The following is a 26122-nucleotide window of genomic DNA, read 5'->3' on the forward strand; positions in this document are numbered from 1 at the left end:
CCGCCTCTCTTATTTCACCGCGCCGAAGGTGAGCCCGCGCACGAGCTGCTTCTGGCTGAACCAACCGAGGACGAGAATGGGCGCGATCGCCAGCGTCGAGGCCGCCGACAGTTTTGCCCAGAACAGCCCTTCCGGACTGGAATAGGACGCGATGAACGTGGTCAGTGGCGCGGCGTTCGAGGTCGACAGGTTCAGCGTCCAGAACGCCTCGTTCCAGGCCAGGATCAGATTGAGCAGCAGCGTCGAGGCGAGCCCCGGGATCGCCATCGGCGTCAGCACATAGACCAGCTCGCGGCCAATGGTGGCGCCGTCCATGCGTGCGGCTTCGAGGATGTCGCGCGGGATCTCCTTGAAATAGGTGAAGAGCATCCAGATCACGATCGGCAAGTTCCCGAGGCAGAGGATGAAGACGAGGCCGATGCGGGAATCGAGCAGACCGAAGCTCTTGTAGATCAGATAGATCGGCACCAGCACGCCGACCGGCGGCATCATCTTTGTCGAGAGCATCCAGAGCAGGATGTCCTTGGTGCGCTTGGTCGGCGAGAACGCCATCGACCAGGCCGCGGGGATCGCGATCAAAAGCGCAATCAGCGTCGAGCCGCCGGCGATGATGATCGAGTTCATCGCATGGAGGACATAATCGCTGCGCTCCTGCACCGTCGCGTAGTTCTCCGTCGTCCAGTGGAAGAACAGGAAGGACGGCGGGATGGCAAACGCCTCGAGCTCGGTCTTGAAGCTCGCCAGCACCATCCACAGGATCGGGAAGAAGATCAGGAAGCCGAACAGCCACGCCCCGATCGTCGAGACCACCACCCGCTGCGTCGTTGATTTGCGCGCCATGATCTCAGGCTTCCAGGTTGCGGCCGACGATGCGGACGAGGAAGAAGGCGACGATATTGGCGATCACCACCGCGACGAGCCCGCCCGCCGAGGCGCTGCCGACATCGAACTGGATCAGCGCCTGCGAATAGATCAGGAACGCGATGTTGGTGGTCTGAAGACCCGGTCCGCCGCCTGTGGTGACGAAGATCTCCGCGAACACCGTGAGCAGGAAGATGGTCTCGATCAGGATCACCACGGTGATGGGACGCGCCAGATGCGGCAGCGTGATGTAGATGAAGGTCGAGACGGCGCTGGCACCGTCCATTTCGGCGGCTTCCTTCTGCTCCTCGTCGAGGGATTGCAGCGCGGTGAGCAGGATCAGGGTCGCGAACGGAAGCCATTGCCAGGCCACGATCAGGATCACCGACAACAGCGGCACGTTGTTGAACCAGTCGACCGGCGTCAGCCCGACCAGTTTTGCGAGCCAGGCGAACAGCCCGGACACCGGGTGCATCAGCAAATTCTTCCAGACCAGCGCGCTCACTGTGGGCATCACGAAGAACGGCGCGATCACCATCAGCCGCACGAAGTTGCGCCCGACCACGGGCTGGTCGAGCAGCAACGCCAGGGGAATGCCGAGCAGGATCGTCAGCGCCAGCACCGAGCCGACCAGCACCAGCGTGTTCTGGAGCGAGGCGAGGAAGGCGGGATCGGTCAGGAAGTAGCGGAAGTTCTCCAGCCCGACGAATGACTCGGAGCCGGGATCCAGCAGGCTGTAATGCAGGGTCGAGAAGTAGAGCGTCAGCGCGAGCGGAACGATCATCCAGATGAACAGCAGCCCGACGGCCGGCGTCAGGAGCGCGCGCGCAAGAAACTGCGTCTGCCGGGTTGCCATTCTTGGCGCTCCGCTTGGAGGAAAGAAGCGGCCATCCATCCGGGGCTGGGCTGGTGGATGGCCGCGAGTTGGAGCTCAGGGAGAGCTCGGGTTCACTTGATGTAGCCGGCGCGCTTCATCTCGCGCTCGGTGACCGATTGCGCTGCGGTGAGCGCGGCATCGACCGTCGTCGATCCCGCGAGCGCGGCCGAGAACTGCTGGCCGACTTGCGTGCCGATCCCCTGGAATTCAGGGATCGCGGCGTACTGCACGCCAACGTAAGGCACCGGCTTCACCGTCGGCTTGTTCGGATCGGCCGCATCGATCGAGGCCAGCGTCAATTTTGCGAACGGCGCGACCTTCAGGTATTCGTCGTTCTGGTACAGCGATGTGCGCGTGCCGGGCGGCACGTTGGCCCAGCCATCCTTGGACGCCACGAGCTTGGTGTAGTCCTTGCTGGTCGCCCAGGCGATGAACTTTTCCGCGGCCTCGGTCTTCTTCGAGCCGGCCGGGATCGCGAGATTCCAGGCCCACAGCCAGTTGGCGTTCTTGCCGAGCCCGGTGTTGGGCGCGAGCGCAAAGCCGACCTTGTCGGCGACCTTGGAGTCCTTGGGGTTGGTGACGAAGGACGCCGCAACCGTCGCATCGATCCACATCGCGCATTTGCCGGCATTGAACAGCGCGAGGTTCTCATTGAAGCCGTTCGAGCTCGCGCCGGGAGGACCGGCGTCCTTCATCAGGTTGACGTAAGTCGTGAGCGTCGCCTTCCATTCCGGCGTGTTGAACTGCGGCTCCCACTTCTCGTCGAACCAGCGCGCGCCGTAGGAATTGGCCATCGCCGAGAGGAACGCCATGTTCTCGCCCCAGCCGGCCTTGCCGCGCAGGCAAATGCCGTAGGTGCCGGCGTTCTTGTCGGTGAGCTTCCTGGCGGCGTCGATCACGAAGTCCCAGGTCGGCTTTTCCGGCATCTTCAGGCCGGCCTTCTCGAACAGGTCGGTGCGGTACATCACCATCGAGCTCTCGCCGTAGAACGGCGCGGCGTAGAGCTTGCCGTCGGCGGAGACGGCGTCCTTGATCTTGGGCAAGAGGTCGGCGACGTCGTAATCGGCGCCGAGATTGGCGAGCGGAACCAGCCAGCCCTTCTTGGCCCAGATCGGCACCTCATAGGTGCCGATGGTGAGCACGTCGAACTGGCCGCCCTTGGTGGCGATGTCGGTGGTGACGCGCTGGCGCAGCACGTTCTCCTCCAGCGTCACCCATTTCACCGAGATATCGGGGTTCTTCTTGGTGAATTCGCCGGTGAGCCCCTGCATGCGGATCATGTCGCCATTGTTGACGGTGGCGATGGTCAGGGTGGTTTCGGCCATCGCGGGGACGGCCAGCAGAACAGACGCGCCGCAGACGGCGCCGAAGATGTGTTTCACGGGTGACCTCCCTAAGCTCGCGCTTTTGAGCATATGCCCACGCGTTGGGCGTATGTTCATGTGAGAGGCGACGCTTGTCAAGAAGGCGGAAGGACGTTTGCGCAACTTATGAGTGCTGCGGTGCGAAGGGATGGTGGGAATTGTCAAAGGAGGTGTCATGCCCGGGCTTGTCCCGGGCATCCACGTTCTTGGGTGCCGTACGAAAGACGTGGATGGCCGGGTCAAGCCCGGCCATGACGATGTGGCAACAGAGGAGCCCCTACCGCGCCAGGATCGCCCTTGCCGTCGTCTCGTCCGTGATCAGCCCGTTGATCAACCCGCCGTTCAGCGCTGCCGATATCGCGGGGACCTTGGCCGCGCCGACCGCAGCCCCGATGGTCGTGGTCTTCGCGGGCACTTCCGGGGGGATGCTGGTCAGGCGCTTGTTGGTGCCGGCCTTGAGCAGGCGGCCCTTGGAATCGTAAGCCCAGCCGGTGATCTCGCCGATGGCGCCCTGCCGCATCATCTCGAACAGTTCGTCGCGGGTGACGAAGCCGTCGACGTGCACCTGCGCCTTCTGGTCCATCTGGCCGATGCCGACGAGGCGCAAATCGGCCTTTGCTGCGACCGCCTTGACCTTGGCGATCGGCTCGATCCGCACCATCCTGTTGCGCTCGTCCTCCGACGACATCAGGAACGGCAGCGGCATCGGATAGTGCCGCGCGCCGGTGCGGTCGGCGAGCCGGCCGACGGTGTCGTAGAAGCTTGCCGAGCCGTCGGCAGAGATGTTGCCGACCAGCGAGACGATCTGGTGATTGGGCCGGTCGATCGGCGTGACGCGCTCGACCGCAGCGCGCACCGCCCGCCCCGTGCCCAGCGCGACGATGACAGGCGTCTCGGAGCGCAGTGTCGCATCGAGCAGATTGGCGCAACGCTCCGCGATGCCCGCGGTGGCCTGCGGCGCCGCGGGATCGGCCGGAACCACCTCGCAATGAACGAGATCGAACCGCTGCTTCAGCTGCGCGGCCAATTCCATGCAGGCGGCGATGGGATGCTCGAGGCGGAAGGTGATGAGCCGCTCGGCGAGGCACAGCGACACCAACCGCTGCGCCGAGGCGCGCGAAACCTGGAGCATCTTTGCGATCTCGTCCTGGGTATGACCGGCAATGAAATAGAGCCAGCCGGCCCGCGCGGCATCATCGAGTCTCGACTTTTCGTTCTCGCCAGCCAAGGCGTCAGGCCTCCGTCCACAAATCGCCCATACGCGCGAAGACCCGATCGGCTCCGGCAGCCGACAATATAGCGTGGCCGTCGCGCCAGCGATAATGGCTGCCGCCGACAAATCCCCAGACGGTCATGCCGGCGGCCTTGGCCGCCTGCACACCGCTGACGCTATCCTCCACCACCAGCGTGCGTGCGGGATCCGCCTGCATCTTGGCCGCCGCGTAGAGAAAGAGATCAGGGGCCGGCTTGCCACGCTCGACCATTTGCGCGGTGTAGATCCGGTCGCCGAAATGCGGCGCGAGGCCGGTGACATCAAGCGACAGCGCGACGCGGTCGAGATCGCTCGACGATGCTACGCAACAAGGCATGCTCAGGTCGGACAAGACGGTGTCGACATCCGGAATCGGACGGAGCGCCTCCCGGAAAGCGGTGAGCACCCGCGATTTCAGCCGGACCGGAAAATCGTCCGGCACCGTTTGGCCGAACTCGCGATAGTGCTGGATGACCGCGCTCACGCTGCGCCCGAGAAACAGTTCGAGCGCTTGATCAAGCGTCAGCGATATGCCGAATTCCGACAATTCGTCGGACAGGCACCGGCAGCTCAGCAACTCGCTGTCGACGAGCACGCCGTCACAGTCGAAGATGATGAGATCGGGCCAGCCGGGATCCATCCCGACATTCGACCATATACTCAACGGCTGGGCAATAGCTCACGAGAAACGGCCGCAACACCCGTCATTGCGAGCGCCGCGCCGCAATCCAGACTGTCTCCGTGGAGGGATTCCGGATTGCTTCGCGGCGCTCGCAATGACGGGGGAAAGACCGTAGCCCTAAGAGAGCCCATAGCAACGGCGGTAGGATTCGAGCTGGCGCTCGGGTGTAAAACCGCCGAAATCTCCGGCGCTACGGCACTTCTCCAAGTCAGCCAGAAGCATTTCGCTTCGGAAGTATTGCTTTCGCGTAAAAACGTCCCGGTGGCGTCGAGGCCTGCGCCGCAGGCGAGCTGAATGCGATATAGCTCGCCGCGTCGAAAGACGACCTCTTAGATCTGTAGATGAGCAGAGCGTCGCTCGGGATGCCGTCCAAGAAGAGCTGGATGCACAGGAGCCTGAGCGGCTCGTTGCTCTCGCGATTGCGATCCTCGATTGCAGCTTTGATCAGCCGGCGGATTTCCGGCAGATCGGCAGCTACAGGCGTGAGGCCAAAGCGAGCGAGAAGGTCATCTTCGTTCGTGGTGATCCACGGATGTTGGGCTACTCCGGCGAGGGTCCGTTCGTCATTTCCCGAGCTGGCGCCGCTCGGAGATCACGACCTGATTGCCCACCGCGTAAACGAAGCAATTGCCGTCCTTGAAATTGCGTCCGGGGTCTGCGTTGCAGGCCGCCAACGCGGCATCCTGAGCATCGCGAGGGCTCGGCTTGCCAGTCGAGACAAACAGCGTTCCCCATGGATGAATGGCGATCGCCTTCGGCGCAGTCACGCCAAAGTAGCCCTGAACATCGGCGCGGGCTCGCACCGCAGGACGAATGATCGGTATCTTCGCCAAGTCGAATTCGCCATCATAATGCACGCGCGGCATATCCCTAGTCTTGAGCTCACCCTCGGCGGCGATATCGCCATTGAGAGCGAGCAGCCCGCAGGGCTTACCGTAGCGCAACTGGCACCCCTCCAGCGTTCGATCGCTCGCAGCATCAAGATCCTCATGCCTGCTGGATCGCCACGCGCCGCCGCTTACCGGTTCTATCGCCTGCCCCTTGTTCGGCTCGCTCTCGACATAGTCGTGAACCACGCCCTCCCGCACTCTCTCCGACATGCGCGGCGAGATCGTCGCAATAATGAGGTTCATCGCCTTTTCAAATTGAGATTTTCTCTCGGCGGTTGTCGGTCCGGCAATCGCCGGGCTCGCCAACAGCGAGGCGCATATGAGAAATTGCGCGAACGTTTTCATTCTGGAAATCCCCCACCCCAGTAAATTGTAGCCACTCGCCGCTACAATTGAAAGCGCGAGAATTCAGGATTGCCTCCGCCTTCGCCAAAGGCTTAGGTGGACAAGTCGCTGCGCTCGCAATGACGGAGAAAGGCCGTAGCCTGACCGCACCGGTGCCGTAGGGTGGGCAAAGCGAAGCGTGCCCACGATCCGTATCCATCGCGCAAGATCGTGGGCACGGCGCGTTGCGCCTTTGCCCACCCTACGGCACTGCCGATGTGGCTAGCGCCGCTGATTGTACACATCGATGCACACCGCACCCAGCAGCACCAGGCCCTTGATGACCTGCTGGTAGTCGATGCCGATGCCGAGGATGGACATGCCGTTGTTCATCACGCCCATGATCATGGCGCCGACCACGGCGCCGCCGACGCGCCCCACCCCACCATAGGCCGAGGCGCCGCCGATGAAGCAGGCCGCGATGACATCGAGCTCGAAGCCGAGACCGGCCTTCGGCGTTGCGGTGTTGAGGCGCGCGGCGAAGACGAGGCCGGCGAGCGCCGCGAGCACGCCCATGTTGACAAAGGTGAGGAAGGTCAGCCGCTCGGTCTTGATGCCTGACAGGCTCGCCGCCTTGACGTTGCCGCCGACGGCATAGATCTGCCGGCCGATCACGGTGCGGCGGGTGACGAAACCGTAGAGCGCGATCAACGCGCCCATGATCACCAGCACGTTGGGCAGGCCGCGATAGTTCGCGATCAGATAGGTGAAATAGAGCACGGCGCAGGCGAGCAGGATGCTCTTGCCGAGGAAGAACGCATAGGGCTCGACCTCGATGCCGTGCGACAGCTCGCGCGACCGCCCTCTGGCGCTGGCATAGACGAGACCCAGCGCGAGCAACGCGCCGATCAGCATGGAGGTCGGATGCAGCGTGCCGGCCTCGGGCAGCAGCTCCGGAATGAAGCCGGAGGACAGCTTCTGGAAGGTCGCCGGGAACGGCCCGAGCGACTGGCCCTGCAACACCGCGAGCGCAAGGCCCTTGAACACCAGCATGCCGGCCAGCGTGACGATGAAGGACGGGATCTTGAAATAGGCCACCCAATAGCCCTGCGCCGCGCCGATGGCCGCGCCGACCGCGAGGCAGATGATGAAGGCGAGCGTGTAGTCGACCTTCCAGGTCACCATCAGCAGTGCTGCGACAGCGCCGACGAAGCCCGCGACCGAGCCGACCGAGAGGTCGATATGCCCGGTGACGATCACCAGCAGCATGCCCAGCGCCATGATGACGATGTAGCTGTTCTGCAGCACCAGATTGGTGAGGTTGAGCGGCTGCAGCAGCGTGCCGCCGGTCATGACCTGGAAGAACAGCATGATCGCGATCAGCGACATCAGCATGCCGTAATTGCGCAGATTGTTCTTGATGAAGCTGCCGTGCCGCCGTTCCTCGGGCAGCGATACCGTCTTGTCGGTCATGGCTGCGTTCCTCCCATCTCCGCGGCCTCAGGCACGCTGTTTCCATTGCTTCGTTCGTTGCGCATGATGGCGCGCATGATCTTCTCCTGCGTCGCGTCCGCGCCGTTGAACTCGCCGACGAAGGCGCCGTCGTTCATGACGCAGATGCGGTCGCAGATGCCGAGCAGCTCGGGCATCTCCGAGGAGATCACCACGACGCCACGCCCGGCTTCCGCGAGCTCGTTGATGATACAGTAAATCTCGTATTTGGCACCGACGTCGATGCCCCGTGTCGGCTCGTCCAGGATCAAGACCTTGGGATCGGTCATCAGCCATTTCGACAGCACCACCTTCTGCTGGTTGCCGCCGGAGAGCTGGCCGGTCTCCTGATAGACGTCGGAACAGCGGATCCGCATGCGGTTGCGGTAGTCGCTGGCGACCTTCAGCTCGGCGATGTCGTCAATCACCCGGCGGGGCGCGACCTGATCGAGGCTCGCCAGCGTGATGTTCTTGCGGACATCGTCGGCGAGGATCAGGCCGAGCTGCTTGCGGTCCTCGGTGACATAGGCAAGGCCGGCGTCGATCGCGGCCGCAACGCTCGGCAGAATGATCTCATGGCCCTCGAGGCGGATATGGCCGCTGATATTGGTGCCCCAGGAGCGGCCGAATAGGCTCATGGCGAACTCGGTGCGGCCGGCGCCCATCAGCCCGGCGATGCCGACGACCTCGCCGCGCCTGACGCTGAAATTGACGTTCTTGATCACCTGCCGCTCGGGATGGATGGGGTGATAGACCGACCAGTTCGCGACGTCGAGCACGGGCTCGCCGACCGTCACGCTGCGCTCCGGGAAACGGTGCGCCATGTCGCGGTTGACCATGCTGCGGATGATGCGGTCTTCCTGGATCGGCTCGGCGTGGCAATCGATGCTGTCGACGGTGCGGCCGTCGCGCAGCACGGTGATGTGGTCGGCGACCTTGGCGACCTCGTTGAGCTTGTGCGAGATCAGGATTGAGCCGATCCCCTGCGCGCGAAAGGCCATCAGGCGCTCGAGCAGCGCGGCGCTGTCGGCCTCGTTGAGGCTCGCGGTCGGCTCGTCCAGGATCAGCATGCGGACACGCTTGGAGAGCGCCTTGGCGATCTCGACGAGCTGCTGCTTGCCGACGCCGAGGTCCGTGATCAGGGTGTCAGGCGATTCCTTGAGGCCGACCTGCGCGAGCAGCTCGCGGGTGCGGCGGTAGACTTCATCGCGGTCGATGACGCCAAGTCTTGACGGCGGATGCGACAGAAAAATGTTTTCGGCGATCGACATCAGCGGGATCAGCGCAAGTTCCTGATGGATGATGATGATGCCGAGCGCCTCGGAATCGTTGATGTCGCGGAAACGCCGCTCCTCGCCCTCGAAGACGATGGTGCCCTCATAGCTGCCGGCGGGATAGACGCCGCTGAGCACCTTCATCAAGGTAGATTTTCCGGCGCCGTTCTCGCCGACGAGCGCGTGGATCTGGCCGGCGTGAACCGAGAAGTTGACGTCGCGCAGCGCCTGGACGCCGGCAAAGCTCTTGCTGACGTTGCGCATTTCAAGCATGGCGGTCATGGCGTTGGTGTCCCTTGGTCGCTGACTTCACCTCACCCCGCTTGCGGGGAGAGGTCGATCGCGAAGCGATCGGGTGAGGGGGAGTCTCCGCGAGGGCCGCTGCCCGTTTTGAGAGAGCCCCTCACCCCGCCCTCTCCCCGCAAGCGCGGGGCGAGGGGGACGAGAGAGTCTTACTGGAACTGCGACTTCTTGTAGTAGCCGCTGTCGACCAGAACCTTCTCCCAATTGTCCTTGTAGACCACGACCGGCTTCAGCAGATAGGACGGCACGATCTTGACGCCGTTCTCGTAGGTCTTGGTGTCGTTGACCGTGACCTGCTTGCCCGCGAGCGCGGCGTCGACCATGTCGGCGGTCACCTTGGCGAGATCGCGGGTGTCCTTGAAGATGGTCGAGTACTGATCGCCACGGAGCATCGCCTTGATCGAGGGCACCTCGGCATCCTGCCCTGAGATAACAGGCATCGGCTGGTCGGCGCTGCCGTAGCCGACGCCCTTCAGCGAGGAGATGATGCCGATCGAGAGACCATCATAAGGCGACAGCACGGCATTGAGCTTCTTGTTGCCGTAATAGGCGCTGAGCAGGTTGTCCATGCGGGCCTGGGCAGTGGCGCCGTCCCAGCGCAGCGTCGCGACCTTGTCCATGCCCATCTGGCCGGAGACGACGACGAGCTTGCCGCTGTCGATATAAGGCTTCAGCACGCTCATCGCGCCGTTGTAGAAGAAGTAGGCGTTGTTGTCGTCAGGCGAGCCGCCGAACAGCTCGATGTTGAACGGGCCCTTGCCGTCCTTGAGGCCGAGCCCCTGCACGATCGATTCCGCCTGGAGCACGCCGACCTGGAAATTATCGAAGGTGGCGTAGTAGTCTACGTTGGGCGTGCCGCGGATCAGACGGTCATAAGCGATCACGGTGATGCCTTTGGCCTTGGCCTGCTTGAGCACATCGGACAGCGTGGTGCCGTCGATCGCGGCGATCACCAGCGCCTTGGCGCCCTTGGTCACCATGTTCTCGACCTGCGAAAGCTGGTTCGGGATGTCGTCTTCGGCATATTGCAGATCGGTGTTGTAGCCGCGCTCCTTCAGCACCTTCACCATGTTGTTGCCGTCGTCGATCCAGCGCGCCGAGGATTTGGTCGGCATGGCGATGCCGACGGTCGCCTTCTCCTGCGCGGAAGCCGGCGCGCCCACGATCAGCGCAGCGGCGCTTGCCAGGGCGAGTGCGAGGAATGTCGTCTTCAGTTTCAGCATGCTTCACTCCCTTTGGGTGTCAGACTGTTTTTGGTGTCGTCGAGAACTTCGGTGGGCTTCTTGGGATCTCCTATGCGAGCTTGACGTCGGGCTCCGCGCGACCGCGCGCGGAGGCCTCGAGCAGAAAGGTGCAGCCGGCTTGCGGATCGGCGGCGCGTGCCGCTGCGTCCATATCCTGCCAGGCCGAGGTGACGAGCAGGCGCGACAGCCCGGGGCCGACAAAAGCGGGGCAGCTCGCCTGCCTGGCCGGCACGCCGAGCGAGCGCAGCCGCTCGCCTTGCGGCGAGTAGACATCGATACGGCTGGCGCCCCAGCAGGCGTTCCAGATGTTCCCGTCTGCATCGCAGACCGAGCCGTCGAGGCCGCCGACGCCGCTGTGACGCAGCAGCACCTCCGGCTCGCCGCGCGGCAGGCCGGTGGCGGGGTTGAGCGGCACCGCATAGAGCACCGCGCGCGCGGTGTCGGTGAAATAGCCGATGGCGCCATCAGGCGAGAAGCAGATCGAATTGGGAATGCTGATACCGGGAAACAGCGTCGAGATCTTGCCGCGGTGGAACGCGTAGATCGCTCCTGCCCCGCGCTCGGCCTTCTTGCCCATGGTGCCGATCCAGAACGTGCCGGATTGATGCACGCGGCTATCGTTGGAGCGCGTCGCAGGATTGTCGGCTTCGAGCGGACAGAGCAACGTCATCGCCCCGTCGGCGAGTGTGCGGATGTAAAGACCATCCTCCGCCACGATCAACTGCCGCTCGGCATCGATGCGCCCGAGCGCGCTGGCCATCCGGCCGAGTGCGTGGACACGGATTCTGCCGCTGCCCAGATGTGCCTCGAACAGTTGTTCCTCACGAATGTCGAACCACCAGGCGGTATCGGTGGTCACATCATAGGTCGGCCCTTCTCCGAGATGACAGGGGTGGTCCGAAAGAACGGACGTCGCAACTTGCTCCGTCATGGCGCCCTCGTTGCAAAGCGATAGACGGTGTGATGCCGATAGACGTTGCCGGGATCGAGGCGCGGGCTCGGGAAATCCGGCCGGTTCGGCGCATCGGGCCAGATGTGCGGCTCCAGGCACATCGCGTCCGACTGCCGGATCAGCTTGCCGCCCTTGCCCGACATGGTGCCGTCGAGATAGTTGCCGGAATAGACCTGGATGCCGGGCTGATCGGTGAACAGCTCCATCACGCGCCCCGCGCGCGGCGCCTCCAGCCGCGCGGCGAACGCAAGCTTGCCACCGCGGCCGAGGCAATAGGTGTGGTCGTAGCCTTTGCCGTTGCGCAATTGCTCGTGGCTCTCGCGGATCCGCGCCCCGACCGCCCGGGCATCACGGAAGTCGAACGGGGTGCCGGCGACGCTGCGCGGCGGCTCCGGCAGCGGAATGGACGTGGGATCGACCCCGAGGAAATGCTCGGCCGCGACCGTCAGCCTGTGGTCGAGGATGGGCGTGCCTGATGTGGCGCCTTCCAGATTGAAGAAGCTGTGGTTGGTGAGGTTGACGATGGTCGGCCGGTCGGTCCGCGCTTCCATCTGCAGCGACAGCTCGGCCGGGCCGGTGACACGATAGGTCAGGCGCACGTCGAGCTTGCCGGGATAGTTCTCCTCGCCATGCGGGCTCGTATAAGTGAGCGTCACCGCGGGCTCGGTACTGTCGTCGATCTCGGCAATGTCCCAAAGCTTGCGGTCGAAACCGTCGAGGCCACCGTGCAGCGCATTCGGACCGTTGTTGACGGGAAGCTGAAACGCCTGCCCGTCGAGCGAGAACTGTCCCCTGGCGATGCGGTTGGCGTAACGACCGACGGTGGCGCCCAAGAACTTGCGTTCGGCGAGATAGCCGGCAAAGGCATCGTGGCCGAGCACGACATCGTCGTAGTTTCCCTTGGCGTCCGGCGCGATGAGCGCCTGGATCACGGCGCCGTGGGTGATGATGCGGGCCTCGAAGCCGCCCTCGCCGCGCAGCACGATGCGATCGACGTTGCGGCCGTCCGGCAGCGTTCCGAAAACGTCTTTTGTTATTTTTGAGCCGGCCATGTTCAATCCACGAAGGGTTCGACCAGAGTGCGCTTGCCGAGCAGGAAGGCGTCGGCAACGAGGCGCAACGGTGCCAGGTCGACATCGCTGGCGCCGGTTGCGGCGAGCTCGACGAAGCGCCGATACAGCTCGCGATATTCCTCATCGGGCGCCTCGGCAACAATTTTGCCGTCGACCGCCATGATCCGGCCGCCGCGAGACAACGTCATCTGCCCCTCGTCGGTTTCCGCGATGATATCCCAGCTCTGCGGCCCGGTCTGGCGGAAATCGAACTCGGCGGTGATGGGCAGGCCGCCGATGTCAGTCAGCGACAGATTGGCGGCGATTGGCGCCTGGCAATTGGCGGGAAAGGCCAGCTCGGCCGCAGTGACGAACACGGGCTCCGGCAGGATGCGGGTCAGGATCGACAGCGCATTGATGCCGGGATCGAACACGCCAAGCCCGCCCGGCTCCCAGATCCAGGCCTGCCCCGGATGCCAGACGCGGACGTCTTCCTTCCAGGTGATGTGCACCGACTTGATCCGGCGCGTGGCAAGCCATGCGCGGGCCGGCTCGACTGCCGGCGCGTAGCGCGAATGCCAGGTCGCGAACAGCGTACGCCCAGCCTCCGCCGCCATCGCGATCAGCGGGTCCAGCTCGGCAACGCCGGTTCCGGGCGGCTTCTCCAGCATGACATGCTTGCCGGCTTTGAGCGCCGCGACGGCCTGGGCGCGCCGCACCTGCGGCGGGGTGCAGAGCGAGACGCCGTCGATCGGCGGTCCCTTCTCCAGCAGTTCCTCGATGGTGGCGAAGTGCGGCAGCTCCGGCAGCGAGGCGTTGCGGCTGGCGACGGCCGCGAGCCTTGCGCCCGGCACGGTGGCAATCGCTCCGACATGCTGATCCCTTGCGATCTTGCCGAAGCCGACGATGGCGATGCGAAGTTCGGTCACGCTTCTTCTCCGGTATCGGCAGACGGCAGCGGATCCGCGGGCGCGGTCTCGATCACCGTGCCCTCGTGGCGGCGCATGCCGTTATGAATGACATAGACCATCGCCTCGGACGCGGCGTCCGCATCGCCTTCCGCGATGGCATCGACGATCTTCTGGTGCCACAGCAGCACGGTATCGCGGTCTTCAGGCTCGACCGGGGCGCTGAGCAGGAACGAGGCGCGTAGCGCGGCCTCGATGACGTGACCGATCGAGCGCATGAACAGATTGCCGGAGGCGCGTGCTACCGCAACGTGAAGCGCAAGATCGGCATCGGCAAAACCGACCGAGTCCGAGGCCTCACGTCGCAGCCGCTCCATGCTGCGGCGAAGCTCGGCGACGTCTTGGTCCGACCGCTGCGCCGCCGCGAGCATGGCCGCGCGCGGCTCTACCGCGAGACGGATCTCGGCGAGATCGTTGAGGAAGCGCTTGTCGATGCCGGCATCGAGATGCCAGGCCAGTACATCCGCGTCGAACATGTTCCAGGCGGCGCGCTCGCGCACGACGGTGCCGACGCGGGCCTTGGTGCTCAGAAGCCCCTTGGCGACCAGCGTCTTCACACTCTCGCGCAGCACCGGCCGCGACACGCCGAACATGGCGATCATCTCGGCATCGCCCGGCAGCCGCGTGCCTTCCGCATAGCGGCCGGCGATGATGTCGACGCCGATCGAACGGGCGACCTCCGCATGGTTTGAATGGGCCCGCCGGGTCGGAATGACGACGATCCGCGAGGTCATGATGCGACTCCCGCGCTTTTCGTCACCGGCCGGCGCGCCAGCGCGACCAGTCCCTGCTGAAGTGCGATGAAGGCGAACAGCAGCACGCCGGTCGCGATCTTGGTCCACCAGCTCGACAGCGTGCCGTCGAAATTGATGTAGGTCTGGATCATGCCCTGGATCAGCACGCCGAGGAAGGTGCCGATCACCGAGCCTTGCCCGCCGGTGAGCAGCGTGCCGCCGATCACGACGGCGGCAATGCTGTCGAGCTCGACGCCGACGGCGGAGAGCGAATAACCGGCGCTGGTGTAGAACGAGAACACGATGCCGGCGATCCCCGCGAGCAGGCTCGACAGCATGTAGATCTTGATCGTCATCTTGCCGACGGCGACGCCCATCAGGCTTGCCGTGGTGCGGCTGCCGCCGAGCGCATAGACGTTGGCGCCGAACCGGGTGAGATGCAACAGCAAGGCCCCGCCGATGACGATGACGAGCATGATGATCGCGATCGCCGTCAGCCGTCCGCCGCCGGGCATGCGCAACGCGAAGTCGGAGACGGTTGAGTAAATCGGCGCGGTGATCGGCACAGATTCCGTCGAGAGCAGGAAGCTCGCGCCGCGCGCCAGGAACATGCCGGCCAGCGTCACGATGAAGGGCGGCAGGTCGAAGACGTGGATGACAGCGCCCATCGCCGCGCCGAAGGCTGCGGAGAGCACGAGGATGGCGAGGAAGGCAGCCAGCGGCGGCACGCCCCAGCGCTCGATGACGAGCGCGACGAAGACGGTGGTGAAGCCGATCACCGAGCCGACGGACAGATCGATGCCGCCGGAGATGATGACGAAGGTCATGCCGACCGCGACGATGCCGAGGAAGGCGTTGTCGGTGAGGAGATTGCCGACCACGCGGGTGGAGGCGATGTTGGGGAACTGCACGGCACAGGCCGCGAAGCCCAGGACGAGCACGATCGCCGTGATCAGGACGGGCGGCAGGCCTTTCATGGTTTCGTCCCCCGCAGCCGCGCCATGACACCGGCAAAGCCCGACAGCTTCGGCGATTGCAGCAGCAGCACCGCCAGCACGACCACCGCCTTGACCAGCAGGTTGAACTCCGGCGGATAGCCGGACAGCAAAATGCCGGTGTTCATGGTCTGGATGATCAGCGCACCCAGCACCGCAAGCACGAGGCTGAAACGCCCGCCGAACAGCGAAGTGCCGCCGATCACGACGGCGAGGATCGCGTCGAGCTCGAGCCATAGGCCGGCATTGTTGGCATCCGCGCCCATGATGTCGGCGGCCGCGATCACGCCTGCGAGCGCGGCGCAGACGCCGCACCAGACATAGACCGCCAAAATCATCGCGCGGGTGCCGACGCCGGCGAGCTCGCTTGCCCGCGCATTACCGCCGGTCGCCTCGATCAGGAGCCCGAGCGCGGAGCCGCGCACCACCGCGCCGGTGAGGATCAGCATGCCCAAAGCAATCACCACCGGCACCGGCAGGCCGAGCACCGAGCCATTGCCGAGCCAGACGAGGTCGGGCGATGAGAACGTCACGATCCGGCCCTCGGTGATGAGCTGGGCGATGCCGCGCCCGGCGACCATCAGGATCAACGTGGCCACGATGGGCTGCATGCCGAGCACGGCGACGAGAAAGCCGTTCCACAGTCCGCAGACGAGGCCGGCGCCGAGCGCAGCGGCCAGCACCACAGGCAAGCCATGGCTGTCGGCGAGGCTCGCCGCGATCGCGCCGCAGATGGCCATGACCGCGCCGACCGACAAATCGATGCCACGCGTCGCGATCACCAGCACCATGCCGAGCGAGAGCAGCGCCACCGGGGTGCCGCGATTGAGCACGTCGATCAGGCTGCCGAACAGCCGGCCGTCCTGGAGACGGAGATCGAAGAATTGCGGCGATACCACGCGATCGACCGCGAGGATGACGATCAGCGCCAGGATCTGGGCAAGGCCGCGGCGCGGCAACAGCGCGGTCATGTGTGGGCCTCGAGCGCAACAGCGACGCTATCGGCGGCAATGGCGGCGAGAATGTTGCCGACGTCGATCGCCTCGCCCGCGAGCTCCTCGACATGGGCGCGGTCGCGCAGCACCACGACGCGATCGGAATAGGTCACGATCTCGTCGAGCTCGGAGGAGATCACGAGCAGAGAAAGCCCGTCGTCGCAGAGCTCGCGGATCAGGCGGATGATCTCGGCATGCGCGCCGACATCGATGCCGCGGGTGGGTTCATCCAGAACGAGGAGCCGCGGCGAGGTCGCGAGCCAGCGCGCGAGCAGCACCTTTTGCTGGTTGCCGCCGGAGAGCAGGCCCACCGGGCGCTCGGGATCGGGCGGGCGAATGTCGAGCATCCTGATGTAGCGGCGCCCGATCTCGTCCTGCTCGCGGCGCGACAACGGACGATGCAGGCCGCGTTTGGCCTGGAGCGCGAGCACGATGTTCTCGCGCACGGTCAGCTCGGCGACGATGCCGTCGGTCTTGCGCTCCTCCGGGCAATAGCCGAAGCCGTGCCGCACGCCGTCGCGCGGCGACTGCAGCCGCACGGCTGCGCCCTCCACCTTCGCTTGCCCGCGATCGGCCCGCTCGGCGCCGAACACCAGCCGCGCCGTCTCGGTGCGGCCCGAGCCGAGCAGCCCGGCGAGGCCCACGACCTCGCCGTGACGCAGTTCGAGATTGAACGGGGCGACATAGCTGGCCTTGCCGTAGTTCTCGAAGCTCGCGCAGACCTCGCGCGGCGGTCGTTCGCTCGCCGCCGCCCGTGCGCTGGTGGTTTCCGCCAGCTCGCGGCCGAGCATCATCCGGATCAGTTCGATCCGCGGCAGCGAGGCGATCTCGCGCTCGCCGACCAGGCGGCCGTTGCGCAGCACCGTGATGCGGTCGGAGATCTCGTAGACCTGGTCGAGGAAATGGCTGACGAAGACAATGCCGATGCCGCGCTTCGCGAGCTGGCGCATGATGCGGAAGAGGATCTCGACCTCGTGGCGGTCGAGGCTCGCGGTCGGCTCGTCCAGGATCAGCACGCGCGCGGAAAGATCGACGGCGCGGGCGATGGCAGTGACATGCTGGATGGCCACCGAATAATCGCCAAGAGGAGCTGCGACGTCGATGTCGAGGCCGAAATCCGCGAGCAGCGCCTTGGCGCGGCGGCGCATCTCGCCTTCGCGCACGATGCCGAACCGCATCGGCTGGCGGTCGAGAAACAGGTTCTGCGCCACCGAGAGGTTCGGCAGCAGATTGACTTCCTGGTAGACCGTCGCGATGCCGGCCGAAAGCGCGGCCTTGGCCGAGCGCGGCGCGACGTCCTCGCCGCCGAGCCTGACGATGCCGGCATCGCGCGGGAAGACCCCGGTGACGACCTTGATCAGCGTGGATTTGCCGGCGCCATTCTCGCCGAGCAGTGCATGAATCTCGCCGGCGCGCAGCGTGAAGTCGACGTCCTGCAACGCGCGCACCGCACCGAAGCTCTTGCTGATCCCGCGCACCTCCAATAGCGGCGAAGCAGGATCAAGGCCGTTCCCCATGGCAAATTTACTCCCACCGGTGCCCGCTTGTGATGCGGACACCCAGCCTATTCGGTCGCACGGCGGATTCGAAGCGCGCCGCCGGATGATTTATCGCAGCGGCGCTTACCGCCTCAGTAGCCGAGGCCCTTCTTGCTGTCGTATTCCTTCTGCGGATTGTCGGCGGCGGTGAGCAGCCTGGATTCGGTCTGGATCCATTTCGGCGGCACGGTGCCCTTCTCCTTGAACGCCGCGACGACATCGAAGGCCGGGCCCGCCATGTTCGGCGTCAGCTCGACCGTCGCATTGGCCTCGCCCGCGACCATCGCCTTGAAGATGTCGGGGACCGCGTCGATCGAGACGGTGAGGATGTCCTTGCCCGGCTTGAGACCGGCCTCCTTCATCGCCTGGATGGCGCCGACCATCATGTCGTCGTTGTGCGCGTAGACGGCGCAGATATTCTTGCCGCCGCCTTCGGCCTTGATGAAGCTCTCCATGACTTCCTTGCCCTTGGCGCGGGTGAAGTCGCCGGTCTGGCTGCGTACCACCTTTAGATTGGCATGCTTGGCAATCGCGGTGTCAAAACCCTTCTTGCGGTTGGCGGCAACGCTGGCGCCGACGGTGCCCTGCAATTCGACGATGTTGCAGGTCTTGTCGCCAACGGTCTTGGCCAGCCAGTCGCCGGCGACCGCGCCTTCGTGCACGCTGTCCGAGGTGACGGCGGTGAGATAGAGGTCCTTGCCCGACGGATCGATGTCGCGGTCGAGCAGCACGACCGGGATCTTGGCTTCCTTGGCTTCCTTCAGCACGGCGTCCCAACCGGTCGAGACGACGGGCGCGAGGAAGATCGCATCGACGTTCTGCGCGATGAAGGAGCGGATCGCCTTGATCTGGTTCTCCTGCTTCTGCTGCGCATCGGCGATCTTGAGATTGACCTTGCGCTTGGCGGCCTCCTGCTTCGAGACCGAGGTCTCGGCCGCGCGCCAGCCGGATTCCGATCCGATCTGCGAGAAGCCGATGGTGAGCTCGGCGGCCTTGGCCGGCAGCGCAAGCAGCAACGCAGCCGTGGCGCTGGCCGCAAGGAGGGCTTTAGCTTTAGGGGTCATCAGGCGTGTCTCCCAAGAGTGATCTTGTGTTTATCTCGGGCGCCGGTCGGTAGCATGGCACCCGCAGACGCCCTTTCCGGGCGGCGACGGGCACTATTTCACGGAAGATCGGTTCCGACTAGTCATATTATTTGACTATTTGTGGGGAGCCGCTGGTTTGTAGGTTGAGCGGTTCTATGACACGCCAAGCGCGATTTTGTTCCGAAGATGCAACGAGGAGATGATGGAAAATTTGGAGGCCGGAAGTCGAGAACAGTGACCGTCATCCTGAGGTGCGAGTGGCGCGATGCAAAAGCATCGCGCCGGGAGCCTCGAAGGATGAGCGGCCCCGATGCAGCCGGGCCGTCGCCCGTCGAGGCTCGCCGAAGAGGCGAGCACCTCAGGGTGACGGGGTGAGATAAGTGCTCGCGGCTCAATCGCAATGACGGTATGGAGGGAGTTGTCCGTCGGTCGAGCAGACCGACTCGCGGTGTGTCCCCCCTCACCCGGAATGTGCTTCGCACATTCCGGCCTCTCCCTGCACACGGGGAGAGGCGAAGAAGCCAGCGCTAGATCAGCTTCCGCTGCGCGAGGTTCTTCATCAGCGCGCCGATGCCGAAGGTCCACGGCTCGCACTCGTCGCTGGTGCGCATGCGGTTGACGAGCTTGCCGAGCTGGGGCGCCGAGATAGTGACGATGTCGTCGCGCTTATGCGTAAAACCCTGGCCCGGCGCGTCGCGATCCTTCACCGGCGCGAACATCGTGCCGAGGAAGAGGACAAAACCATCGGGGTATTGATGCACCTTGCCGATGGTCTGCGCGACGAGGTCGGTCGGATCGCGGCTGATCTTGCTGATCGAGGAATGGCCGTCGAGGACAAAACCGTCCGTGCCGGTCACATTCAGGCTGATGTCGAGTTTTCGCGCGTCATCGAGTGTGAAGCTATCGTCGAACAGGCGGAGCAACGGGCCGATCGCGCACGAGGCGTTGTTGTCCTTGGCCTTCGACAGCAGCAGCGCCGAGCGGCCCTCGAAGTCGCGCAGGTTCACGTCGTTGCCGAGCGCACCGCCGACGATCTTGCCGCGGCTCGAGACGAACAGCACGAGCTCCGGCTCCGGGTTATTCCAGGTCGATTTCGGATGCAGGCCGGCATCCATGCCGGTACCCACCGAGGACATGGTCGGGGCCTTGGTGAAGACCTCGGCGTCCGGGCCGATACCGACTTCGAGATACTGGCTCCAGGCGTTCTGATCGATCAGCACCTGCTTCAGGTGCATCGCCTGGTCCGAACCCGGCTTGAGTTTTGACAAATCGTCGCCGATCAGCCGCGTGACCTCTTTGCGGATCGCTTCGGCCGAGGCCGGATTGCCCTTGGCCCGCTCCTCGATCACGCGCTCCAGCATCGAGATCGCGAAGGTGACGCCGGCGGCCTTCAGGGTCTGGAGGTCGACCGGCGCGAGCAGCCACGGCTTCTTCGGGTCGCGTGTATCGGGAGCCGTGTTGGCGACGATCGCGTCGAGATCGCCGATGCGCTCGCCCTTGACCGCGGCAAGCGCCTTGGCCGGATTGTCCTCTTCACAGAGCGCGCTGACGGTCGGGAATGTTGCAGTGACGTCGAACACACCATCGGCGCGCACGGCGGCGACGGCCGGACCGCTCGCCTGCGGCAGCCAGACGCGGCCGACCAGCGTCCCCTTGGTTCCGTCCACGGGGAGAAGGTCTTTAACGGACAGTGTCGTCATGGTCGGCGTCCTCGCTGTTTCTTGGCGAAGACCAATAAACGTCTGGCTCTGGAAGTCCAGAGCGGCAGGATGCCCCTCTGCTATGCCCCTGCGCGCGCCTTGCGGGCTGCGATCTGCTGGAGCGCCCAGCGCGCATTCTTGCGCACATCGGGGTCGGCATCGTCGGCGATGACGGCCAGGAACGCCTCGCCGTCGGGATGGGCGATCTCGCCCAATGCAGCCGCCGCCTCCTTCCGCAAATTGGCCTGGTCGTGGTTGATGCAATGGCCGATCGGGCGCACCGCGCGTTCGATCTTCATCTTGCCGAGACTGCGGATCGCCTTCAGCCGCACCTGCCAGAATTCGTCCGTAAGCGCGCCGACAAGCTGGTCGGCGGCGAGCGAGCCGTTAACGTTGAGGCCGAGCGTCTCCGCCGCCATCTCGCGCACCATCCAGTCGGCATCCTTCAGCGCGCGCGTGATCGTCTCGGCCGCCGGCTTCATCTGCGAAAACGCCAGCGCGCTCACGGCGGCCCGGCGGACATGAGCGTCGGGATCGTTGATCAGCGCGGTCAGCGCGGGAATGGATTCCTCCAGCTTGAGGAAACCGATCACGCCGATCGCCTGCACGCGCACGGCGGCATCCGGATCCTGGAGTGCCTCCAGCGCCGGCTTCAGCGTATCCTTGCAGCGCAGCTCCTTCAGTGAACGCAGCGCGCCCATGCGGACGAAGGCGTGGGCATGCCCGACCAGCGGCAGGATGATTTCGGCGCAGGCGGGATCCTTGAACTCGGCCATGCTGTCGGCCGCGGCCGCCGCCACGATCCGCTCGGGATCGACCAGCAGCTTGACCAGCGCGCTCGCCGCCTCCGGCCCGTCGAACTCGCCAAGCGCCATCGCGACCTGCTGGCGTACGCCGGCGTCGGGATCGGCAACCATGTTGGCGAGATGGCCGACCGCCGCGGGATCGCCGGAATGACCGAGCGCGATGATGGCGACGCGGCGCTCGGCGGGATCGGCGGCCTGAAGCCGCTCGTCGGCATCTTCGAGATCGTCGTAGGATTCGAACGGGCTCGACATGATCACCTCAACAGATAGGGAATGTTGACGGTGACGGCGCCAGTCGGGCAATCGGCCTCGCAGGGCATGCAGTACCAGCACTCGTCATAGGCCATGTAGGCCTTGTTGGTCATGTCGCTGATGCGGAGCACGTCGAGCGGACAGACGTCGACGCAGACGGTGCAGCCCTTGTCGGCGATGCATTTGGCGTCGTCGACGACCACCGGAACCGAAGTCTGATAGGACGCGAGAGGCATGCGATGTCTCCTGTTGTTCTGTTGCGGCGGATCAGGCGGTCGCGCGGATGCGCTGCTTGTCGTAGAGATCCTTCTCGTCGTCGGCGATCGGGACGACGTAGGGCTCGACCGCGCGCTTCTCGCTGGTCATTTTGCCGTTCTGCTTGGACAGCAGCGTGTGGCAGAACCAGTTCTCGTTGTCCTTCTCCGGGAAATCCGTGCGCCAGTGATAGAGGCCCCAGCGGCTCTCCTCGCGGTAGAGCGAGGCATGCACGGCCATGTCGGCACAGTCCATGATCGACTGCACTTCGAGCGCACGCAGCAGCTCGTGCGCGTTGCGCGCGATCATGTGCTCCTGCATGTCCTGCCGCGTCTCGGCGAGCCGGCGCATGCCGAGCTCGTATTTGCGCGTGACCTTTGGCGGCTGAAGATAATCGTTGACGAGACGGCGGGTCTTGTACTCGACCTGGTTCGGTGGAATGCCGTCCTCGCGCCTGGTCGGCGCCAGCACGCGGTCGCGTTCCGTCGCGACATCGGCCGCGTCGAATTCCGCAAAGTCGTGATTGTCGGCGAACTCCATCGCATCGATGCCGGCGACCGAGCCGTTGGTGAAGGCGCCCAGCATGTAATTATGCGGCACGCTCGCCATGTCGCCGGCGGCGTAGAGGCCGGGCACGGTAGTGCGGGCATTGTCGTCGACGAACACGCCGGAAGCGCTGTGGCCGGAGCAGAAGCCGATCTCGGAGATGTGCATCTCGATCGACTCGTTGCGGTAGTCGACGCCGCGCCCCTGCTGGAACAGGCCGCGCGTGGGACGCTCGACCTTGTGCAGGGTGGACTCGATCTCCGAGATGGTGTCGGGATGGAGATGCTTGAGCTGGAGGAACACCGGGCCCTTGCCGGACAGCAATTCGTTATAGAATTCCAGCATCATCTGGCCGGACCAGTAGTCGCATTCGATGAAGCGCGAGCCTTCGTTGTTGGCCGTGAAGGCGCCGAAGGGACCTGCAACATAGGCGCAGGCCGGGCCATTATAGTCCTTGATCAGCGGATTGATCTGATAGCATTCGAGGTTCGCGAGGGCGGCGCCGGCGTGATAGGCCATGGCGTAACCGTCGCCGGAATTGGCGGCGTTCTCGTAGGTGCCGAACATGTAACCGGAGGTCGGCAAGCCCAGACGGCCGGCGGCACCCATGCAGAGGATGACGGCCTTGGCCTTGATCACCAGGATCTCGGCAGTGCGCGTGTTGACGCTGATCGCGCCCGCGATGCGGCCGTCCGATGATTTGAGCAGTCGCGTCGCCATATAGCGGTTCGAGATCAGGATGCGGGCGCGGCGGAGCTGGCGGTACAGCGCCTTTTTCACGGTCTCGCCGTTCGGCATCGGCAGAACGTAAGTGCCGATGTGGTGCACCTTCTTGACGGCATAGTCGCCGTTCTCGTTCTTCAGGAAGCGGATGCCGAAGCTGTCGAGCTCCTCGATGATCTTGTAGCAGTTCTGGGCGTATTTATAGACCGCCTTCTGGTCGACGATGCCGTCGTTCGCAATGGTGATTTCCTTGGTGTACTGCTCCGGCGTCGCATAGCCGGGGATGACGGCGTTGTTGAGCCCGTCCATGCCCATCGAAATCGCGCCGGAGCGCTTGACGTTGGCCTTTTCGAGCAGAACGACATTGGCCTTCGGGTTCTTCAGCTTCGCCTTCAGCGCCGCCATCGGGCCGGCCGTGCCGCCGCCGATCACCAGCACATCGCAGGAAACCTCCGAAAGTCCGTCGACGATCTGATCTAGTGCCATCGCTTGCTCCTGGTTCGCCGGTCCCCGGCGCCTTTGCATCAGATTTGTTCAGGTGGCCGTCCCGGCGATAGCAATTAGTTGTCGCCCCGGCCCGATTTGCCTCAGCGCTCGACGAAAGCCTTCTCGATGACGAAATGGCCGGGCTGGCTGTGGTTGCCCTCGACAAGGCCGCGTGCGGAAAACATCGCGGGAAGCTCCTCGAGCATCGCCGGGCTGCCGCACAGCATGATGCGGTCGGTCTCGATGTCGAGGCCGGACTGCCCGATGTCGTCGAACAGCTGGTTGGAGGCGATCAGATCGGTGATGCGGCCGCGATTACGGAACGGCTCGCGGGTCACGGTCGGATAGTAAACGAGCTTGTCGAGGATCAGCGGGCCGAAGAATTCGTGGCTGCGCAGGCCTTCGACGAGATGCTCGCCATAGGCGAGTTCCGAAACCTGACGACAGCCATGGGCGAGCACGATAGTCTCGTAATTCTCGTAGACGTCAGGGTCCTTGATCAGGCTGGCGAAGGGCGCAAGGCCGGTGCCGGTTGAGAGCAGCAGCAGGCGTTTTCCCGGAACGAGATTGCCGGTGATCAGCGTCCCCGTCGCCTTGCGGCCGACCAGGATGATGTCGCCTTCCCGGATCTTCTGCAGACGCGAGGTCAGCGGGCCGTCCTGCACCTTGATCGAGAAGAATTCGAGCGCCTCCTCGTGATTGGCGCTGGCCATGCTGTAGGCCCGCATCAACGGCTTACCTTCCACTTCCAGGCCGATCATCGCGAACTGGCCGTTCTGGAAGCGGAAGCCGGGATCGCGCGTCGCGGTGAAGCTGAACAGGCTGTCGGTCCAATGCCGCACCGACAAAACCGTTTCCTTCTGAAATGCGCTCATGGTCTCTCCTGCGTGATCGCGCACAGGTTCTCGGAGAGCGCAGAGTCCGGCAATTCGGAAGTGAAATTCCCGGTCGATTAGTTTCACATTTCGCGGGGAGTGATCGAACAGGAGGCACGCGGTCCTGCCGGTCCTGGCAATTAGTTGCTATTCGCGCGTGCTCGCGCGCGCGTAGAACGAAGTTGGAGGTTCGTCATGACCGTGACTTTGGTGGCACCGACCGTCGCCGATTACGAGACAAGCGCCGATCTCGCAGCGCTGCTCGTCCGCACCACGCAGGACGACGCCTTGAGCGTGCCCGCCGAAACGCTCCGCCTCTCCTGCAAATGCGCCCACTGCACCCGTGCCCGCTTCGACGGACGATTTCCGGACGCGTTTCCGGGCATTGCAATCACCGAGATCGGCGATCTCGGCTATGGGCTGAACATCTCGTTTTCGGATGGGCACAATCGCGGGATTTATCCGAAGACGTATTTGCTGAGTTTGGCTGCCGCGGACAACCCTGCGTCCTGAGCGTTCGATTTCGCAACCAGCGTCATGGCCGGGCTTGTCCCGGCCATCCACGATCTTTCTGCCGCACCAAGAACGTGGATGCCCGGGACAAGCCCGGACATGACGGCAGAGGTACCTCGCACCCCATCTGGCACGGACATTGCTCCTCTTTAGAACGATTTGAACGTTCCGGAGGCAGATGATGTTGCAGGCGGCCAATGTGGTGCGCGGGGCTGTTCCACCGGGAGTCCGGCCTGCGGGCGGTTCTTCGCTGCTGCTGACCGAGAACCAGCAATGGATCGGCGGGCCGCCGCCGCTGATGGACAAGCTCTCACCGCGCGAGCGCGAGCTGGTGCTGAAGCAGGGCCGGCGAAAAGTGCTCAATCGCGGCCAGACACTGTTCAGCCAGGGCGGCAAGCATGACGGCATCTGGCTGATCGAGAGCGGCCGCATCCGCGTGTTCTACACCTCGCCGCAGGGACGCGAGATCACGCTGGCCTATTGGCATGTCGGCAATTTCGTCGGCGGCCCCGAAGTGTTCGAAGGTACCGTGCACCAATGGTCCGGTGTCGCATCCAGCAATTGCAGTGTCGTGCACCTTCCCGGAAAGGAACTGCGCCTCCTTGCCGCAGAGATCCCCAACCTCGCGATCGGCCTGATCGAAGGTCTCACCTTCAAGGGCAAATGCTATTCGGCGCTGGCGCAAATGCTCGGAACGCGCTCGATCACGCAGCGCCTTGCGCACCTGCTGCTGCACCTCGTCGAGCTCTACGGCGTCGAGGACGCCGACGGCCGCGTGATTGCGGCGGCCTTCACCCATGCCGATATCGCCCACATGGTCGGCGCCACAAGGCAATGGGTCACGATCAGCCTGAAGCGGATGCAGGAGAAGGGAATCGTCGTCACCAAGAGGTCGCAGATCGTGGTGTGCCGGACCGACGTGCTGGAGGAGATGCGCGGCCACGCGTCTGACTAAGAAAGTTGCGGGTAAGGCCCGTGCACAGGCAAGCGGCTTTATAGTGCAGGACTGCCCAAGGAGTATGCAATCAGCTTTTCCCGGCAACTAATCGACTGCGGCGCTCATTCCGGATTTGCCCTGCCGAAGC

General features: G+C 64.4%; 24 protein-coding genes. 2 read left to right on the forward strand and 22 right to left on the reverse strand.

The annotated features are described in order from the left end of the window. Nucleotides 1-9: 9 nt before the first annotated feature. The 22 genes from HYH08_RS10190 to HYH08_RS10295 form a co-directional block, all read right to left on the reverse strand. Nucleotides 10-840 (reverse strand): carbohydrate ABC transporter permease, encoded by an 831-nt coding sequence (locus HYH08_RS10190; protein ID WP_220009639.1) that lies wholly within the window; start codon nucleotides 838-840, stop codon nucleotides 10-12. 4 nt (nucleotides 841-844) lie between these two features. Continuing rightward, nucleotides 845-1717, reverse strand: coding sequence for a carbohydrate ABC transporter permease (locus HYH08_RS10195; RefSeq protein ID WP_220009640.1), 873 nt, complete (start codon nucleotides 1715-1717; stop codon nucleotides 845-847). 92 nt (nucleotides 1718-1809) lie between these two features. Next, the gene (locus HYH08_RS10200) at nucleotides 1810-3120 is read right to left on the reverse strand and encodes an ABC transporter substrate-binding protein (protein ID WP_220009641.1); all 1311 of its coding nucleotides are present in this window, start codon (nucleotides 3118-3120) and stop codon (nucleotides 1810-1812) included. Nucleotides 3121-3379: 259 nt separating this feature from the next. Further along, nucleotides 3380-4330, reverse strand: a complete 951-nt coding sequence (locus HYH08_RS10205; protein WP_220009642.1) for a sugar-binding transcriptional regulator — start codon at nucleotides 4328-4330, stop codon at nucleotides 3380-3382. A 4-nt stretch (nucleotides 4331-4334) separates the two neighbouring features. After that, entirely contained in the window at nucleotides 4335-4994 is a 660-nt protein-coding gene (locus tag HYH08_RS10210) for an HAD family hydrolase (protein ID WP_220009643.1), read from the reverse strand. Nucleotides 4995-5599: 605 nt separating this feature from the next. Continuing rightward, a complete protein-coding gene (locus HYH08_RS10215) occupies nucleotides 5600-6271 on the reverse strand; it encodes a DUF4189 domain-containing protein (RefSeq protein ID WP_220009644.1) in 672 nt (223 codons plus the stop codon). A 261-nt stretch (nucleotides 6272-6532) separates the two neighbouring features. Beyond that, complete coding sequence (gene mmsB / locus HYH08_RS10220) at nucleotides 6533-7723, reverse strand: multiple monosaccharide ABC transporter permease (RefSeq protein WP_220009645.1); 1191 nt, start codon at nucleotides 7721-7723, stop codon at nucleotides 6533-6535. Then, a complete protein-coding gene (gene mmsA / locus HYH08_RS10225) occupies nucleotides 7720-9297 on the reverse strand; it encodes a multiple monosaccharide ABC transporter ATP-binding protein (RefSeq protein ID WP_220009646.1) in 1578 nt (525 codons plus the stop codon). Before mmsA ends, mmsB begins: the two co-directional genes overlap by 4 nt. A 170-nt stretch (nucleotides 9298-9467) precedes the next feature. After that, nucleotides 9468-10541, reverse strand: coding sequence for a multiple monosaccharide ABC transporter substrate-binding protein (gene chvE, locus HYH08_RS10230; protein WP_228747713.1), 1074 nt, complete (start codon nucleotides 10539-10541; stop codon nucleotides 9468-9470). 70 nt (nucleotides 10542-10611) lie between these two features. Then, nucleotides 10612-11493 (reverse strand): SMP-30/gluconolactonase/LRE family protein, encoded by an 882-nt coding sequence (locus HYH08_RS10235; RefSeq protein ID WP_220009647.1) that lies wholly within the window; start codon nucleotides 11491-11493, stop codon nucleotides 10612-10614. Beyond that, on the reverse strand, nucleotides 11490-12566 hold the full coding sequence (locus HYH08_RS10240; RefSeq protein ID WP_220009648.1) for an aldose epimerase family protein: 1077 nt from the start codon (nucleotides 12564-12566) through the stop codon (nucleotides 11490-11492). Before HYH08_RS10240 ends, HYH08_RS10235 begins: the two co-directional genes overlap by 4 nt. 2 nt (nucleotides 12567-12568) lie before the next feature. Then, complete coding sequence (locus tag HYH08_RS10245; RefSeq protein ID WP_220009649.1) at nucleotides 12569-13495, reverse strand: Gfo/Idh/MocA family protein; 927 nt, start codon at nucleotides 13493-13495, stop codon at nucleotides 12569-12571. Further along, nucleotides 13492-14268: a FadR/GntR family transcriptional regulator gene (locus HYH08_RS10250; RefSeq protein ID WP_220009650.1), complete on the reverse strand. Its 777-nt coding sequence runs from the start codon at nucleotides 14266-14268 to the stop codon at nucleotides 13492-13494. Before HYH08_RS10250 ends, HYH08_RS10245 begins: the two co-directional genes overlap by 4 nt. Then, nucleotides 14265-15245, reverse strand: a complete 981-nt coding sequence (gene yjfF / locus HYH08_RS10255) for a galactofuranose ABC transporter, permease protein YjfF (protein WP_220009651.1) — start codon at nucleotides 15243-15245, stop codon at nucleotides 14265-14267. The genes HYH08_RS10250 and yjfF overlap by 4 nt, the downstream gene beginning before the upstream one ends. Beyond that, nucleotides 15242-16234 carry an ABC transporter permease gene (locus tag HYH08_RS10260; protein WP_220009652.1) on the reverse strand — a complete coding sequence of 331 codons (993 nt, stop codon included), beginning with the start codon at nucleotides 16232-16234 and terminating at the stop codon, nucleotides 15242-15244. The genes yjfF and HYH08_RS10260 overlap by 4 nt, the downstream gene beginning before the upstream one ends. After that, a complete protein-coding gene (locus tag HYH08_RS10265; protein ID WP_220009653.1) occupies nucleotides 16231-17775 on the reverse strand; it encodes a sugar ABC transporter ATP-binding protein in 1545 nt (514 codons plus the stop codon). The genes HYH08_RS10260 and HYH08_RS10265 overlap by 4 nt, the downstream gene beginning before the upstream one ends. A 113-nt stretch (nucleotides 17776-17888) precedes the next feature. Beyond that, on the reverse strand, nucleotides 17889-18860 hold the full coding sequence (gene ytfQ / locus HYH08_RS10270) for a galactofuranose ABC transporter, galactofuranose-binding protein YtfQ (RefSeq protein WP_220009654.1): 972 nt from the start codon (nucleotides 18858-18860) through the stop codon (nucleotides 17889-17891). Between the two features lie 548 nt (nucleotides 18861-19408). Then, nucleotides 19409-20581 (reverse strand): fumarylacetoacetate hydrolase family protein, encoded by a 1173-nt coding sequence (locus HYH08_RS10275; RefSeq protein ID WP_220009655.1) that lies wholly within the window; start codon nucleotides 20579-20581, stop codon nucleotides 19409-19411. Between the two features lie 80 nt (nucleotides 20582-20661). Beyond that, nucleotides 20662-21639 carry a HEAT repeat domain-containing protein gene (locus HYH08_RS10280; RefSeq protein WP_220009656.1) on the reverse strand — a complete coding sequence of 326 codons (978 nt, stop codon included), beginning with the start codon at nucleotides 21637-21639 and terminating at the stop codon, nucleotides 20662-20664. A 2-nt stretch (nucleotides 21640-21641) separates the two neighbouring features. Continuing rightward, nucleotides 21642-21875, reverse strand: coding sequence for a 4Fe-4S dicluster domain-containing protein (locus HYH08_RS10285; protein ID WP_007593252.1), 234 nt, complete (start codon nucleotides 21873-21875; stop codon nucleotides 21642-21644). Nucleotides 21876-21906: 31 nt separating this feature from the next. After that, nucleotides 21907-23649 carry a fumarate reductase/succinate dehydrogenase flavoprotein subunit gene (locus tag HYH08_RS10290; RefSeq protein WP_220009657.1) on the reverse strand — a complete coding sequence of 581 codons (1743 nt, stop codon included), beginning with the start codon at nucleotides 23647-23649 and terminating at the stop codon, nucleotides 21907-21909. 101 nt (nucleotides 23650-23750) lie between these two features. Further along, entirely contained in the window at nucleotides 23751-24524 is a 774-nt protein-coding gene (locus HYH08_RS10295; RefSeq protein WP_220009658.1) for a ferredoxin--NADP reductase, read from the reverse strand. Nucleotides 24525-24719: 195 nt separating this feature from the next. Between HYH08_RS10295 and HYH08_RS10300 the strand changes: the two genes are divergently transcribed. Together HYH08_RS10300 and HYH08_RS10305 are read left to right on the forward strand one after the other, a co-directional pair. Continuing rightward, nucleotides 24720-25037 (forward strand): gamma-butyrobetaine hydroxylase-like domain-containing protein, encoded by a 318-nt coding sequence (locus HYH08_RS10300; protein ID WP_220009659.1) that lies wholly within the window; start codon nucleotides 24720-24722, stop codon nucleotides 25035-25037. 178 nt (nucleotides 25038-25215) lie between these two features. After that, nucleotides 25216-25992, forward strand: a complete 777-nt coding sequence (locus tag HYH08_RS10305) for a Crp/Fnr family transcriptional regulator (RefSeq protein ID WP_220009660.1) — start codon at nucleotides 25216-25218, stop codon at nucleotides 25990-25992. The last annotated feature ends 130 nt before the right edge of the window (nucleotides 25993-26122 follow it).

Source organism: Bradyrhizobium sp. BR 10289, assembly GCF_019455385.1.
In the GTDB taxonomy this organism is placed as follows: Bacteria; Pseudomonadota; Alphaproteobacteria; order Rhizobiales; family Xanthobacteraceae; genus Bradyrhizobium.